The sequence below is a fragment of the Lentilactobacillus raoultii genome (assembly GCF_900411375.1).
Lineage (GTDB): Bacteria > Bacillota > Bacilli > Lactobacillales > Lactobacillaceae > Lentilactobacillus > Lentilactobacillus raoultii.
On the sequence record NZ_LS423005.1, the window covers coordinates 1 to 15,229 of the forward strand.

Consider the following 15,229-nt stretch of genomic DNA (forward strand, 5'->3'; position numbering starts at 1 on the left):
TGTTTTCAAGCGGAAAATTAATATTAGCTAGTTTTGAGAGAACGAAGTTCTTTCAGGAAAATAGTGTGGTGGCGATAGCCAGAAGGAGACACCTGTTCCCATGCCGAACACAGCAGTTAAGCTTCTGCACGCCGAGAGTAGTTGGGGGATCGCCCCCTGCCAGGGTAGGACGTTGCCACGCAAACACGAATGAGGTTAAAGCAATTAATAGTTGTTTTGACCTCATTTTCGTTTAAACCGTGAGCCTGTTTTATAAATTAGTAGCCTAATAATATACGAAAGTATTATACAGTTTATCTGGCTTCCTATGCCGTTTTAGCTCAGAAGGTAGAGCATTTCCATGGTAAGGAAAAGGTCCCGGGTTCAACTCCCGGAAACGGCTTAAAATAAGTGTATGAAATATTAGACGTTGATCAGCTTCTATGGCTGCAACGTCTTTTTTGATTGCTGACTAAGATTAATTTGAATGACATAAAAATTTACTCAATATCAAATTAATGTTGAGATATAATTACTTTCTTGCTATAATATAATAACGAATGAAAGATCGTGAAAATGTAAAGGGAGTCATAGAAATGGAGCCAAAAATTCGAATCAATTTAAAAGAAAAAGGCGGTAACGATCGATTTTGTTTTTCTGCAAAATTTGAAAAATATGGGTTTAAATACACAGATCGATCTAAAACACATGCTCAACCCACACTTTTATTGAAAGACGTGATGGATGAAGAAAGGAACCTTTTGACGGACCATCTGTGGTTCAACTTGACTAAAGGATTCAAAAATCTAGGCATTTTGCATGTTGGCGATGTTCTACGTTTCAATGGCCGAGTGAAATCTTATCAAAAGGGGTACCAGGGTCACCAACCGGAAATTAGTCGCACTTTGACAATTGATTATAAAATTGATCGGCCTACTAAAGTCCAATTGAAGGATTGTTGTAATGACCAAAAGATTCACCAAACATTTTTGGGAGAAAATTGGCAGGTATGCAATCAAATTTATGATATGTATCAAGCTGATTATCAATCTCGAGGAATTCCAGTTCCTTATTCTTCCTATTTTTAAAATTGCTAATAGATAGTTTGGTAGTTTTTTCTCAAAAGGTCAACACCTTTTAGACAATTTAACAGATTACAATTTATTTTGAGAAAATTTTAACAATATGTATTAACTTTTTTAAATAGGTCATGTAAAATTTATTTGTACCTAAAAATTCTGGGGGGATTTATTATGAATAAGAAGAATCACCATGTTGGCCAATGGATTTTGGCTGTTATTGCAATTTTGTTTATTGCATTGATTTCAATGCGACCGGTTAAGGCTGATCAAGCTAGTCTTGGTGATGGGTCTTACAGTGTTCCTGTAACATTATTAAAATCTGGTAGTAGTGCGACTTCAATGGCCAATGTGTTTTTTAAAAACACCGCTAATGTTAAAGTCACTGGTTCACAATACCAAATCCAGTTAAACACTACTGGTGCGAATTACATTAAGTCAATGACCATGGGAGGTCAGGCGGTGAATGAAGAAGATCGCTCAGGTTCAAATGCGACATTAACTGTGACGTTAACTAGTCCCAGTGACCTGATTCCCGTAACATTCGACTTACAGATGATACCGATTCTTGGTGCAATGAAACAATCAGCTCAATTTCAATTTGATTGGTCGAATGCGACTAGAACGGAAGGTGCCTCGACAAATGAATCGAGTGCTGGCAATAGTGGCGCAGCAACACCGGCTGCCACTTCGTCTTCAACATCTAGCACGCCAGTTGTTTCATCGTCAAGCAGTTCCGTTGTAACGAGGGAGCCCAATATGGTGGCCCCATCAACCGCAACCAAGAAGGCCACTAAGTCAAAGAAAGTGTCCAATAAAGCCAATGCAGCTACATGGAAATACGTTGTCTTAAAGGCTGATTCTAATGCAAAATCAATGGCCAATAAGTACTATACTCACGTTGCACAAGTTAAAAAGATCAAGCACCATTATCAAGTTTTACTAAAGGTTAGTTATAAAAAGTCGCTTAAATTAGGTTCTAAAGCCGTTCGGCCGATTTTAATCAATGGTCGAAAGCCGGCAAATATTAAATATGGATCAACGACTAAGACATATACAATGACTTATTCATTCAATGTTAGTTCAACAAAGACATTGAAGAAGGTTATTGCCGGTAAAATTCATGTGAAGGTGCCTTATCTCAATATTAGCCAAACTTTCGGGATTAGATTTAAGTTTAGCCATGCTGCAACGACTTCTAAAACCGCGACAAAGGTAACCAAATCAAGCAGTCATCAATTAAAAGCTAAAACAGCCACGGCTTTACCAATTGCACGCAGTCAATCTAAGAGTAAAAGTGAACAATTACCACAAACTGGTAATGATCGGAATACTTCTGCCTCAGTTATTGGGGCAGTCCTTGGAAGCGGTCTCTTATTTAGCTGGGGGTTAAGTCATGAAATTAAATAAATTGAAATTTCTACTGTTGATTTTTAGTTTTATTATTTCGATTGCAAGTCTTTCAAGTTTCGAAACTGTCGCAAATGCTAAATCAGTTTCTTATAAAGCACTTCGCTATGGGGCAAACCAAACATCCATGGCAAGCGGCTATTTTGTGAGGCCAGCTACGGTAACTGTTAAACATCATCGATATGTTGTGACGATGCAAATTAAAACGGCTAAGAGTTTATCATCTTTTCCAGTAGCTGTAAATTGGGTTAATGGTGAAAAGCCCCAGCATGTTCGAAAAATTAAGGACCGGGCTGGCAATTCACACTATTTTTACTCATTTACAACCACTAACCTGCGCAAAAAAGTTAACGCTAAATTAGCTATTGATGTTCCCAAGGTTTATAAGGCTCATCACTTAATCACTTTTAAGTTTAATCCAACAGGATTGCCAAGACTTGGTCGATCCACTGCTTCCACTGCTAAGGTGACAGTTTCCAAATCTCATCCCCAAAAGGCAGTTAAGAAAAAGCAAGTAACACGACCATCAGCGAGTAAGCGCACACATGTAAATAAGGAAAAAACAACTAATTCACCATCCAAACAAAATTCTTCGGCAAAAGCTGTTAGCCCCAAAAAGTCATCACAATCCAAAAAACAATCACAGCAGCCAAAAAAATTAAAACAAAGGGCATCGAGTTCTTCTAAAAAGCCAAGTTCGACTGTCAGTTCAACTCCCCATCAAAAAGCGGCTCCAAAGTCCAAATCAAAGGGTGTTCATTCAAAGAATCATACACCATGGATTGTTAGTGGCGTAGTCGCCGTAGTAGCGGCTATTGGGACTGGCTCTTGGTTGATTTATCGGCACTAGGAGGCCTTAAAATAAATGAAAGGGTCACGAAAAATTGGCTTAGTCTTTTTAGCGGTCATTGCCGTCATCGGAATCGGGTTAGGTCTTGTTTTTGGTTTTCGATCAACTAAGCCGCGTCAAACCAAGCCAAGAATTATCGCAACGACTTATGCCGTTGTCCAAATTGCGGACAAGTTGGACTTGCCATTAGTGGGCGTGCCGACAACGGCCAATAAAATACCCACTCGTTATAAAAATGTTGCTAAGGTTGGTAATCCGATGAATCCAAACGTGGAAAAAATTGCTGACTTAAAGCCGACAGTGATTTATTCTGTTACAACTTTAAAGGATCAATTTGGGAAAGCATTTTCTAAACGACACATTAAGCCCTATTTTTTAAATCTAACTAGTGTTAAAGATTTGGAGACGACGGTTGCTCAGATGGGAAAACGGTATCAGCGAACCACTCAAGCAAAGACAGCGATTAGCCAAATTAATCAGGCAAAGCGCCAAGCTAAAAAAATTGCTTTAACGCATCATCGACGCCCCCGTGTACTGGTCTTAATGGGTTTGCCTGGTGCTGCCTACATGATTGGCACCAATCGTTCTTATGTTGGTAACTTGGTGGCCACTGCAGGTGGTCGAAATGTTTTTAGCTCATCAAATCAGGAATATATTCAACCAAATGATGAAGCGATTAAAAAAGCGAACCCAGACGTTATTCTCCGACTAGAGCACGCACTTCCGAAGATGGTGACAGCACAGTTTAAACAAGCGTTTAAAACTGATCCAATGTGGTCAACTTTGTCAGCGGTTAAACATCATCGAGTTTATGATCTTCAGGAACCTGATTTCGATGCGACAGCTAATATGAAAGCTGCTACTGCAATTAAAAAGGTTTCAAAGTGGCTATACCCACAAAATGGGGGGGGCTCAATGCGGTGACAAAACGTGAAGTCATTTGTTATGTAGTGGTTATTATATTGTTGTTAGTCACTATTTTGGGATCGTTAATGGTTGGGACGACTTTCTTTTCACTAGAGCGCCTTTTAACGGCTTTCTTGGGTCACAATCAAACTGATTTAGCACTCCTGGTTCAAATTAGGTTGCCAAGAGTATTGGCAAGTTTAATTTGTGGTGGAATGTTGTCAGTTGCCGGCGCAATAAGTCAAGCGACTTTTCATAATTACTTAGCCGATCCCAGTATTTTAGGGGTTACTTCTGCGGGGAGCTTTCTAACGCTGTTGGCTGGCTTCGTAATCCCGGATTTTCCACTTGATAAGCTAATTTATGCATTTTTGGGAGGGGGATTGACGCTTGTTTTTCTTTCTTCAAGAACCCTCCTGAAAAATTCTTATAAATTAATTATTGTTGGTGTTGCCCTAAATTTAACGCTTTCTGGACTTCAACAGTTGTTTTCCGGTAATTTGCTGGTTGGTACTAACTCATTTAACGGCATTACCTGGCCAGATACGTTAACACTATTGATAATGGGGGTCATCGGCCTCGCTTTTGCAATTATCTTTTCGCCCTGGGCTAATTATTTAAAAATGCCGGATTCGCAATTAGCACTTCGAGGGGTCACAGCTTCAAAGCTTCGATTGGTACTTCTGGTAATTGTTGTCTATTTGGCTTCGGGAGCGACTGCTGAAGTTGGGGTGGTTCCTTTTGTTGGTATTATTGTCCCTAACGTTGTTCGATATTTGGTGGGACATGATTATCAAACAATTGTGCCATTGTCAATGCTACTGGGATCATGGCTATTACTAATGACTGACACCATCGGTCGAATTATTGTGTTACCCGGGGAAATTCCTGTTGCAACAATTATGACAGTTCTGGGTGGGCCATTCTTAATCTGGATGTTGTGGAGGCAAAAATTTAATGAAATTAGATAATGTTAGTTTTAGCTTTCAATCTGCTCACCCAATTATTCAGAATGTGTCCGCTGACATCCAACCCGGATCGATTCTTTCGATTGTTGGTCCAAATGGGGCTGGCAAGAGCACCCTTTTAAAATTAATGGCTCATCAATTGAAGCCAACTTCTGGCAAAATTAAAATTGATGACCGTTCGATTGACCAAATGAGTAATCTTCAACGTGCTTCAGAAATTGCAGTCGTTAATCAGCAAAATAATTTATATGAGGATATGCGGGTGATTGATGTAGTCAAAATGGGGCGGTTAGTAAAACATCATTTATTATCAACAATTGAAGATAAAGAAGTTTTGCCCTTTCTGGAAATGACGAACGTAAGTGACTATGCCTACCGGGGGATGCTACAGCTTTCCGGTGGTCAGAGACAGCGAGTTTGGATTGCAGCAGCGCTTGCACAAGAGCCCTATTATTTATTGCTGGATGAACCAACCACTTATTTAGATATTCGGTACCAATCAGAATTGATGGCTATTATTCGAAACTTGCATCAAACTCAAAAGATAACGATTGTGATGATCCTTCACGACATTAATCAAGCTTTTAAAATTAGCGACCGACTATTGTTTATTAAAAATGGGCGATTAATTGCTAGTGGCAAACCGATTCAATTTTATGATGAGCAACTACTAAGCAGAGTCTTTCAAACGTCAATTCACATTGTCAAAATTCCCGGATACGGCCCCTATATTATTGAATTACCATCCAATTAAAGTAGGGGTTGCTGGGTGTTTTCGAATAATGATGGTTCAATTAAAATATTACTCCCGTCAAATCCTTAATTCTTCTAACAGATTTGACGGGAGTATTATTTTAATTTTGATTTATAACGAATTACTTTTTATAAATTGATTGTGGCACACCGTAACGTGAACGACCCCATGTCTTTTGAAGCCATGGAATAAACCAATAATCCAGTCCAAATGAACGACCAGAACCGTTCATCAAAGCTAATGCCACAAACAGTACCCATGTGGTTGTCCAAGTCAGCATTCCAAAGAAGAAGAGACAAATGACCAATAGGTTTGCTAACCAAGTGAAGAAGCCAAAGAAGATCAGAACACCTAGAACAATTTCAAGCGGGCCCCAACCAGGATGAGCAGTCACTAGAAAGCTGACTGAATCGTTAACGTTGGCCATTCCATCAAAGAACAGTGCCAGGCCAAAGAAAAGTCTTAGTGGCACACTCCAAAGAACGTTGCTTCTTCTAGAAGTATTATACCCAAAAACGGTTCGGCCATTCTTAACTCTGAAGAATTCTTCCAGCAGATATTTAAACATGAAGTACCCTGAATGGATGCGCATAAAGTACATGATGTTCGTGAAGTGTTTCATGATGGTTGCAACCCAACCACGAATCCGCTTGCCACCAAAGACTTGCGCAATGCCATAGTAAGCACCGAAAGATACGGTGAAGCCCATGTTCTTATCTTTGAATTCCATATAGTTTTGATTGCCTTCGATATCAGCTGCCATATTGGTTGAAACGACGATCGCTTCATTTTCGGCTTCCTGCGCAGTTTGTGGGACAGCTCGTTCGGCACCCTCTTCGGTAGCATTTGCATCATCGCCGGCAACGTAGATACTTTTATCTTCAAAGCCCTTTGCCTGTAGATACTTGTTGGTAACCAGTCGACCACCTCGACCGGCTTCGATTCCAAAGCTGTCTGCGATATGGTTGGTCTTAACACCGGCCGTCCAAATCAGGGTATCCGTGGCGATAGGATCCTGATCTTTAATTTCAACAGAGTTTTTGTTTACCTGAGTGATCATGGAACCAGTTCGAATTTCGACGTTGTTTTTCTTAAGATAATTCTCTGCATGTGCTGCGTTTGTTCGATCAAGCATATTGATAATGGTTGGTGCAGCTTCAACCAGCATAATCTTGATCTCACTCGGGTCAATTTTATTTTCGCGTGCCAAAACCTTCTTATAATCAATCAATTCACCAACCGTTTCGGCGCCGGTAAAGCCAGATCCGCAGACAACCAGTGTCAGCATTTCCTGTCGTTTTTGTGGATCGCGTTCCAAAGCACCTCTGCGAATGGTTAAGTTAATATGATCACGTAAGGTCATGGCATCTTCCATTGACCAAAGTGTAAAGCCGTTTTCTTTAACGCCAGGTGTACCGAAGTCGTTAGGTTCACCGCCCATACTGATTAACAGACTATCAAACGGATAGGTCCCATTTTCGCCAATGACTTGCTTATTTTCTTTATCGACCTCCGTCACATTATCAGTAATCAATTGTACGTTTTTTTGTTTATGAAAGATTCGCTGCAAATCATACTGAATACTATCAGGTGCCACCCGCTCCGTTGCAACTTCGTGTAATCGCGTCATATACGTAAAGTACGAATGACGATCAATTAAGGTAATCTGAACATCAGGATTCCCCTTGAAATGTTTGGCTAACTTTTTAGTGGCGTAAACGCCAGAAAAGCCGGCACCAATGACAACAATATTTTTTGCCATAGTAACTTCCCCCTTACAAAGTTTGACGATAAGTTAAGCAATTAAAAATATATAATGAAATGAATAATAGCATAACCTATTCTTACCATTCATATTATAAAAGCCTGCGGCCAGATTGTCTAATGAATGCCATTACAAAACGAAAAAAATATTTGTGAGATTCTTTTCACAAGTATTCGTGTGCCTGTGATTCAAGCGCTTTCTGGGATTGTTGAGTTAACCGCAATTTTCTTTCACAAAACATAAATAAATATTCATGCTCAAATGATATTTTCATTTGAATATTAACCGGCCAATCGATACAATAGAAGTATATGGGGAGTACTCATAATTTGTAAGTTAAGGGGGGATACAACAATGTTGAATCTTGGTTTATCAATATTAGGTTTATCGCGATTTCAGTTTGCAATGACCACGGTCTTTCACTTCTTCTTCGTTCCGTTTTCGATTGGGTTAGCCTTTATCGTATCAATTATGGAAACGGTCTACGTTGTTAAGAAAGATGAGACGTACAAGAATATGGCGAAATTTTGGGGAAAGATTTTCCTGTTTAGTTTTGCCGTTGGGGTCGTTACCGGGATTATTCAAGAATTCCAGTTTGGTATGAACTGGTCCGAATATTCACGATTTATGGGTGATATTTTCGGTGCGCCATTGGCAATTGAAGCCTTGGCCGCATTCTTCCTAGAATCGACATTTATCGGTCTTTGGATGTTTACCTGGGATCGCTTCAACAAAGTTGTTCATTGCTTGTTTATTTGGTTGACTGCATTTGGGTCAACGCTATCGGCTTTATGGATTTTAGCTGCTAATAGCTTTATGCAGAATCCGGTGGGATATGTGATCAATTCACAGACCCATCGAGTTAACATGACGAGTTTTTCAGCAGTTGTCATGAATCGTCAGTTGTGGAATGAGTTTCCACACGTTATTTTCGGTGCTTTCGTAACGGCAGCCTTTGTCGTTGCGGGCGCTTCAGCTTGGCGATTGCTTAAGAAGGATCATGAACACTTCTATCGTAAGTCGCTAAAAGTTGGCCTGATCGTTGGTCTGTGTGCTTGCTTAGGTTCCATTTGGTCAGGTGATACACAAACCCGTTACTTAATTAACAATCAACCAATGAAATTTTCTGCGATGGAAGGCCTTTATAAGAACTCTACTAATAAAGGTGATTGGGACTTAGGCGCTGGCTTTAACACTAAGCAGCATAAAAAGACCTGGTCCATTGAGATTCCTTATGTGCTGAACATTTTGAGTTATCATAAACTAAGTGGCACTATTAAAGGCCAAAATCAAGTTAACAAAGAGTTAAAGGCCAAGTACGATAACACCAAGCAGGGCCAAAAGATTAAGAATTATTATGTACCGACCAAGACACTTTTCTGGAGCTTTAGAGTAATGGCTTTGTCGGCTGGCTTGTTTGCCTTACTGGCAATCGTTGGTTTGTGGCTCAATCGGGAGAAATCCGATGCGATTATGAGGCAGCGCTGGTTCCTGTACATTATGGGAATATGCTTGTGGCTGCCGTTTATCGTGAATACAGCAGGTTGGTTTATCACTGAATTTGGTCGTTATCCGTGGGTTGTTTACGGACTACTCACAATTGCCGATGCGGTTTCACCAACGTCAACCGTTGTCGGATTGCTGTTTACCAATATCGTTTACTTCCTGATCTTTGCTTCTTTAGGAGCCGTGATGGTCATTTTGAGTCATCGGGTTCTCAAAGAAGGTCCAGATTCGGTATTGACTGATGGTTATTCCAGCAAGCCGGAGAAATCTTCGGATGTAGATCCATATGAAATGGGGGCGGCTCATAATGACTAATCTGCAGTTACTGTGGTTTTTATTGATTGGTGTTTTGTTCAGCGGCTTCTTCTTCCTGGAAGGATTTGATTTTGGTATCGGAATGGCCGTTCGGTTCTTTGCGGCAAATCGTGATGAACGTGATGTGATTATTCAAACGATCGGTCCGCACTGGGATGGTAACGAAGTTTGGCTGATCACAGCTGGCGGTGCCATGTTTGCATCATTTCCGATGTGGTACGCTTCCCTGTTTTCCGGTTACTATATTGTGTTGTTCCTGATTTTAGTTGCCTTGATTTTCAGAGGTGTTTCGTTTGAGTTTAGAGCTAATATGAGAACAGAGGCTTGGCGAAACTTTTGGGAATGGGCTGCAACAATTGGCAGTTTTTGCGCCGCCTTTCTCTTTGGAATGATGTTCACGAGTATGATTCAAGGTGTGCCATTGGATAAGCAGGGGAATATGACAGGAACGTTTACAACTTACGTCAACTGGTTCTCCTTGGTTGGTGGCGTTGCCGTTTCACTGCTTTGCTTCATTCACGGATTGAATTTCTTGCGCTTGAAGACGAGTGGCGAACTTAGACAACGTGCTGAGAAATGGAGCAAAGTGCTTTATCCGGTCTTATTGGCTGGCGAGGTTGTCTTTGTTATCCTGCTTTATCTGACCACTGACTTCTTTACCAAGAAGCCAGCAACTACTTGGAGCATTTTAATTGCGTTAGTCATCTTCACGCTGATTGCATGGTGGGGTGCGATGGCGTCCCACGATTGGGCTTCATTCTTAGCAAGTGGTTTGTCCTTGATCAGTGTGGTCGTCTTGATCTTTAACGGAATTTTTCCAAGGGTCATGGTTGGTCAAAATAACGTTAACTCAATTTTGATCAAAAATGCCTCAAGCTCACCTTACACGTTGCATTTGATGACCATTTTAACGTTCTCGATTTTACCGATTGTGCTCATTTACTTCATTTGGAGTTATTGGGTATTCTATAAGCGGTTACGGTCGCCAAAACAGGCAGCCTAAACGTTTAAGTTCAAATTATTAAAAAAACAGTGGTTGGTTATTTCCGTTTTAAAAGGAGTAATGAATCACTGCTTTTTTAATTTATTGACATTTACGGTTTTATTGCGTGCAACTTTTCACTATACTGGTACTTGTAATTAATAATAGTTGGGGGAGTGAACGAGTTGATTGATAAACGACTTTTGGCACTGCCGGGGATGCGGCGATACATGGGAATTTTAGGAATCCTGGTATTTGTGCAAGCAGTTGCCATCATTGTTCAGGCAAGGTATTTATCGATTGCGATCGTGAATCTTTGGAATTTGAAAGCATTAAATTCAATTTTGGTTCCAACGATCGTTTTTGCCATTGCCTTTCTAAGTCGCCATTTATTAACTGTGGCCGAGAATCGCGTCTTTTTTCCCTTTGTTGAAAAAACGAGTGGTGAGATGCGCGAACATTTAATGGCTAAAATTTTTAAATTAGGCCCAGCAGAAATTGAGAAACAGGGAACTGGTAACATCGTCACGATGGCACTCGAAGGAATTGACAAGGTGCAGACATATTTGATGTTGGTCATTATCAAAATCTTGGATATGTCGATTACACCATGGCTGATTTTGATCTATATTCTTTTTTTGCGATGGGAGCAGGCCATCTTTTTATTTATGATTTTTCCAGTTATTATATTATTTATGATTATTTTAGGATTAGCCGCTCAAAGTAAGGCTGATCGTCAATATGAGGGCTATCAGCGCCTTTCCAACCATTTCGTTGATACTTTACGCGGCCTTTCAACGTTAAAGCAGTTGGGGCTTTCTAAGCGTTATGCGGATAATGTTTATGAAGTGAGTGAGTCATATCGAAAAGAAACGATGTCAACTTTGCGCATTGCATTGACATCTACGTTTGCTCTGGATTTCTTTACAACGTTATCAATTGCGGTAGTAGCTGTTTTCCTTGGGTTTGATCTACTAGATGGAAAAGTCATGCTGCTGCCGGCATTAACGATTTTAGTTTTGGCACCCGAATATTTTTTGCCGATTCGAAACTTTGCCAATGATTATCATGCCACTTTAAATGGTAAAAATGCTTTGACGGCCGTTTTGGAAGTTTTGAATGAACCTGAGATGTCACAAACGAATGTGTTGCCAGACTTTAAGTGGCAATCGACGTCTTCTTTAACATTAAAAAAATTGAATTTTACCTATCCAGATGCTGACCAGCCGGCACTAAAAGATGTTTCAGTAACGGTAAAGGGCATGCAAAAGATTGGCATTATTGGTGCTTCAGGATCAGGGAAATCAACGCTGATCAATTTAATTGGTGGCTTTTTGGCGCCGGATGCGGATGGCCAGGTCGCCATTAATGGGCAATCTTTGCCGCATTTAAATCAAACGGCTTGGCAGAAGAACTTTTTATATATTCCTCAAAACCCATATCTTTTTCATGCAACGCTGGCCCAAAATATTGCTTTTTACGTTGATCATGCAACACCAAAAGAAATTAACGAGGCAGTAAAGCGTGCCGGGTTGTCTGCTTGGGTAGCAACCCTTCCAGCGGGGCTGGAAACGATGATTGGTGAAGGTGCCAGAAGTGTGAGCGGGGGTCAGGCCCAACGAATTGCATTGGCCCGGGCTTTCTTGGACCCGAATCGACGAGTTTTGCTATTTGACGAGCCAACCGCGCATTTGGATATTGAAACTGAGGCGGCCTTAAAAAAGGATATCTTGCCAGTCTTTGACAATCACCTGGTCTTTTTTGCAACACATCGTCTCCACTGGATTAGTGAAATGGATTATGTCTTAGTTATTGATCATGGACGAATTGTTGAGCAGGGAACACCTCAGGAATTGGCAACTCGTAATGGCGAATATGTTAAATTACGTTCAGAAATGGGGGCAGCCGAATAATGAAACAACTAAAACAAACTTTTACGCACGATACTTGGGTCATGCCTTATTTGCGGAAATATAAATTTTTGTTGCTGCTAGTCTTATTTTTGGGCTTCATGACCTTCTTTTCCGGCGGCGCCCTGATGTTTAATTCAGGTTATCTAATTAGTGAAGCTGCCAGACAACCTTCTAGTATTGTTTATATTTATGTTCCCGTCGTTTTGGCCCGGGCATTTGGGATTGCCCGCCCAGTCTTTCGTTATGTCGAACGACTGACTAGTCACAACTGGGTTCTAAGAATTGTATCAGATTTTCGAAAAAAGTTGTATCAGACTGTTGAGCGTAAGGCATCGGCAATTCAGCGTTCCCACCAGACAGGAGATATTCTAAGTATTTTAGCGGATGATATTGATCATATTGAGAATCTTTATCTTAGGACCGTCTTTCCAATGGTTATTGGTTGGTTACTGTACCTGTTTGTGGTGATTGGGATTGGCAGTCTTAATTGGGGTGTGGCCCTCTTGCTGTTGCTGTTACTAGGAATTATTGTCATTATTATGCCGCTGACATCAGTTGCCACCAACGGGGTTCGCGAATTTAAGCAACATCAAATTCAGCACGAATTTTATACAAATTTAACTGACGAAGTGCTTGGATTGGGAGACTGGTTGATTTCCGGCCGATATGATGATTTTATGGCCCTTCAAAAAAAGCCGATTAAATCAATTGCTAAATTGCGACGGAAAGATCATTTTTATCAATGGTGGCGGTCATTTTTCGTCCAGGTTATTGTATTGCTGACGGTGCTGGTGCTACTGATTTGGAGTGGTCTGTCACTAACCGACACGAAGGCGGAAGCCGATTGGATTGCCGCATTTGCGCTGGCAATTTTCCCTGCTGTTTCGCCATTTTTAAATATGAGCCAGGGATTGAGTGAGTGGCCAGTTTATCGGCGATCAATTGAACGCGTGAATCAGTTGGATAAGAATCAACCTCACTTAGCGCCTCAAAAGAACCTTAAAGAACAATTTAAGTCATTAAAAGTTGATCAGTTAACATTTCGGTATCCTGATGGACCAAAAAACGTTGTGAACAAGTTGTCAATGACTATTAAGCCTGGGGAAAAGATTGCATTACTTGGCCCGAGTGGAACCGGCAAGAGTACTCTTTTGAAATTAATTGTAGGTGATTTGAAGCCGGTAAGTGGTCAGGTCACAATTGATGATGTCCCCGTTTCCGCTCTACAGCAGGACCGTGCCGCCTGGTTTGGTATTTTGGATCAACAGCCATACCTATTTGACACAACGGTCATGAACAATGTCCGATTGGGAAATATCAACGCTTCTGATGAGGCCGTTAAAGCAGCGATTGAAGCCGTGGGACTTAAGCCTTTAATTGAATCGTTGCCTGACCAGTATCAAACACATGTTCAAGAAGCCGGTAAACGGTTTTCAGGGGGTGAGCGACAACGGTTATCGTTGGCCAGAATTTTACTCCAGGATGCGCCTATCATTATTTTAGATGAACCAACGGTCAGTTTGGATCCAATTACAGAACGTTATCTGCTAGACCAGGTTTTTGATCTATTGAAGAATAAAACGATTATTTGGGTGACCCATCACTTGGCGGGCATTAGTCACGTTGACCAGGTTCGCTTCTTGGAGAACGGACAATTTGACATGCAGGGGGATCCCCAAACGTTGTATCGAACCGAACCTAGATTCAGACAATTATACGATTTGGATCGAGGAAAATAGCTCAGTTGATTTTACAATCAGCTAATTGAATTAATTTAATATTGTTTTGCGATTAACCAATGATGTTTTTTGGTTAATCGTTTTTTGTTTTAAACTAGCTAAGAATGTTCATCTGTGAAAAAATTAATAAACGATGCAACTGAGTGACGCCAATCTTTTTGAATAATGATAGCGTTTACTAAGCTAAATTGGCTGATCTCTTTAACTTATTTTAAAAAACAAATTAATGGATATCGGAAAAAAATATCAATTACTTTTAAAAGTTAGTGATATTAATCTCAATATGGTATATAATTATATTATATTTTTATATACGTTATTAGAATGTTGGCTAATAAAACAAGTTAATCGACCATTTGGATCCCATTTAATCATGGTATGATAATGGCGAAACGAGGAGTTTAGTTAGTGGTCAAATGATGGAGCAACTAGTGAAGGGATGATCTTTAATGAGAAAATATATTGGTTTAGTCGGAACAACGACTGCCAAGTCAACTAATCGACAGCTTCTAAAGTTTATGAAACGTCATTTTGAAAAACAAGCGACGATTGAATTGATTGAAGTATCCGGATTACCAATGTTTAACAAGCCCCAGGATTTGAAAGTACCGCAGCGAGCAGTCGAAATTGCCAAAAAAATTAATAGCAGCGATGGTGTGATTATTAGTACACCGGAATACGATCATGCGGTACCGGCGGTTTTAATGAATGCTTTGGAATGGCTGTCCTATGGGATTCATCCATTGCTTGATAAACCAGTGATGATCATCGGGGCTTCATTTGGATCTTTAGGAACTTCCAGAGCGCAGGCCCACTTGCGTCAGATGCTGGATTCTCCAGAAATTGGCGCTCGGGTGATGCCTAGTTCTGAATATTTGGTTGGCCACGTTCTTGAAGCGTTTGACAAGGATGGCAATTTATGTGATCAGGAGAAAATTGATCAATTAGACGCCCTATTCGCTGATTTTGAACAATTTGTCAAAATTTCAAAAGAACTTTGGCATACAGAAAAAGCTGATCGAAAAGCAATTCAGAAGCTTGATAAACAGGATTTTAAGTAAGG

General features: G+C 40.4%; 12 protein-coding genes, 1 tRNA gene and 1 rRNA gene. 13 read left to right on the top strand and 1 reads right to left on the bottom strand.

Features of this window, described 5'->3' with window-relative positions:
• Positions 1–64: 64 nt before the first annotated feature.
• The 8 genes from rrf (at position 65) to ED605_RS13515 (ending at position 5,946) form a co-directional block, all read left to right on the top strand.
• Positions 65–181 (top strand): 5S ribosomal RNA (rrf, locus tag ED605_RS13480).
• Positions 182–309: 128 nt separating this feature from the next.
• A tRNA-Thr gene (locus ED605_RS13485) sits at positions 310–382 on the top strand.
• A 193-nt stretch (positions 383–575) separates the two neighbouring features.
• The gene (locus ED605_RS13490; protein ID WP_121979411.1) at positions 576–1,067 is read left to right on the top strand and encodes a hypothetical protein; all 492 of its coding nucleotides are present in this window, start codon (positions 576–578) and stop codon (positions 1,065–1,067) included.
• 165 nt (positions 1,068–1,232) lie between these two features.
• On the top strand, positions 1,233–2,468 hold the full coding sequence (locus ED605_RS13495) for an NEAT domain-containing protein (RefSeq protein ID WP_121979412.1): 1,236 nt from the start codon (positions 1,233–1,235) through the stop codon (positions 2,466–2,468).
• Entirely contained in the window at positions 2,455–3,318 is an 864-nt protein-coding gene (locus tag ED605_RS13500; RefSeq protein ID WP_121979413.1) for an NEAT domain-containing protein, read from the top strand. The genes ED605_RS13495 and ED605_RS13500 overlap by 14 nt, the downstream gene beginning before the upstream one ends.
• Before the next feature lie 15 nt (positions 3,319–3,333).
• Complete coding sequence (gene isdE / locus ED605_RS13505; protein WP_121979414.1) at positions 3,334–4,242, top strand: heme ABC transporter substrate-binding protein IsdE; 909 nt, start codon at positions 3,334–3,336, stop codon at positions 4,240–4,242.
• Complete coding sequence (locus tag ED605_RS13510; RefSeq protein WP_121979415.1) at positions 4,239–5,195, top strand: FecCD family ABC transporter permease; 957 nt, start codon at positions 4,239–4,241, stop codon at positions 5,193–5,195. Before isdE ends, ED605_RS13510 begins: the two co-directional genes overlap by 4 nt.
• On the top strand, positions 5,182–5,946 hold the full coding sequence (locus ED605_RS13515) for an ABC transporter ATP-binding protein (protein ID WP_121979416.1): 765 nt from the start codon (positions 5,182–5,184) through the stop codon (positions 5,944–5,946). Before ED605_RS13510 ends, ED605_RS13515 begins: the two co-directional genes overlap by 14 nt.
• A 121-nt stretch (positions 5,947–6,067) precedes the next feature.
• Here the strand turns inward: ED605_RS13515 and ED605_RS13520 are convergent, their stop codons facing one another.
• Positions 6,068–7,708, bottom strand: coding sequence for an FAD-dependent oxidoreductase (locus ED605_RS13520; RefSeq protein ID WP_121979417.1), 1,641 nt, complete (start codon positions 7,706–7,708; stop codon positions 6,068–6,070).
• A 357-nt stretch (positions 7,709–8,065) separates the two neighbouring features.
• Between ED605_RS13520 and ED605_RS13525 the strand changes: the two genes are divergently transcribed.
• The 5 genes from ED605_RS13525 (at position 8,066) to ED605_RS13545 (ending at position 15,227) form a co-directional block, all read left to right on the top strand.
• On the top strand, positions 8,066–9,532 hold the full coding sequence (locus ED605_RS13525) for a cytochrome ubiquinol oxidase subunit I (RefSeq protein WP_121979418.1): 1,467 nt from the start codon (positions 8,066–8,068) through the stop codon (positions 9,530–9,532).
• On the top strand, positions 9,525–10,535 hold the full coding sequence (cydB, locus tag ED605_RS13530; RefSeq protein WP_121979419.1) for a cytochrome d ubiquinol oxidase subunit II: 1,011 nt from the start codon (positions 9,525–9,527) through the stop codon (positions 10,533–10,535). Before ED605_RS13525 ends, cydB begins: the two co-directional genes overlap by 8 nt.
• A gap of 164 nt (positions 10,536–10,699) precedes the next feature.
• Positions 10,700–12,427 (top strand): thiol reductant ABC exporter subunit CydD, encoded by a 1,728-nt coding sequence (gene cydD, locus ED605_RS13535; protein WP_121979420.1) that lies wholly within the window; start codon positions 10,700–10,702, stop codon positions 12,425–12,427.
• Positions 12,427–14,166, top strand: coding sequence for a thiol reductant ABC exporter subunit CydC (cydC, locus tag ED605_RS13540; RefSeq protein ID WP_121979421.1), 1,740 nt, complete (start codon positions 12,427–12,429; stop codon positions 14,164–14,166). The genes cydD and cydC overlap by 1 nt, the downstream gene beginning before the upstream one ends.
• Positions 14,167–14,615: 449 nt before the next feature.
• Positions 14,616–15,227 carry an NADPH-dependent FMN reductase gene (locus ED605_RS13545; RefSeq protein ID WP_121979422.1) on the top strand — a complete coding sequence of 204 codons (612 nt, stop codon included), beginning with the start codon at positions 14,616–14,618 and terminating at the stop codon, positions 15,225–15,227.
• The last annotated feature ends 2 nt before the right edge of the window (positions 15,228–15,229 follow it).

Coding starts and splice junctions, on each gene's coding strand:
- ED605_RS13490 (WP_121979411.1), top strand. CDS start 576: ATGGAGCCAAAAATTCGAATCAATTTAAAAGAAAAAGGCGGTAACGAT.
- ED605_RS13495 (WP_121979412.1), top strand. CDS start 1,233: ATGAATAAGAAGAATCACCATGTTGGCCAATGGATTTTGGCTGTTATT.
- ED605_RS13500 (WP_121979413.1), top strand. CDS start 2,455: ATGAAATTAAATAAATTGAAATTTCTACTGTTGATTTTTAGTTTTATT.
- isdE (WP_121979414.1), top strand. CDS start 3,334: ATGAAAGGGTCACGAAAAATTGGCTTAGTCTTTTTAGCGGTCATTGCC.
- ED605_RS13515 (WP_121979416.1), top strand. CDS start 5,182: ATGAAATTAGATAATGTTAGTTTTAGCTTTCAATCTGCTCACCCAATT.
- ED605_RS13520 (WP_121979417.1), bottom strand. CDS start 7,708: ATGGCAAAAAATATTGTTGTCATTGGTGCCGGCTTTTCTGGCGTTTAC.
- ED605_RS13525 (WP_121979418.1), top strand. CDS start 8,066: ATGTTGAATCTTGGTTTATCAATATTAGGTTTATCGCGATTTCAGTTT.
- cydB (WP_121979419.1), top strand. CDS start 9,525: ATGACTAATCTGCAGTTACTGTGGTTTTTATTGATTGGTGTTTTGTTC.
- cydC (WP_121979421.1), top strand. CDS start 12,427: ATGAAACAACTAAAACAAACTTTTACGCACGATACTTGGGTCATGCCT.
- ED605_RS13545 (WP_121979422.1), top strand. CDS start 14,616: ATGAGAAAATATATTGGTTTAGTCGGAACAACGACTGCCAAGTCAACT.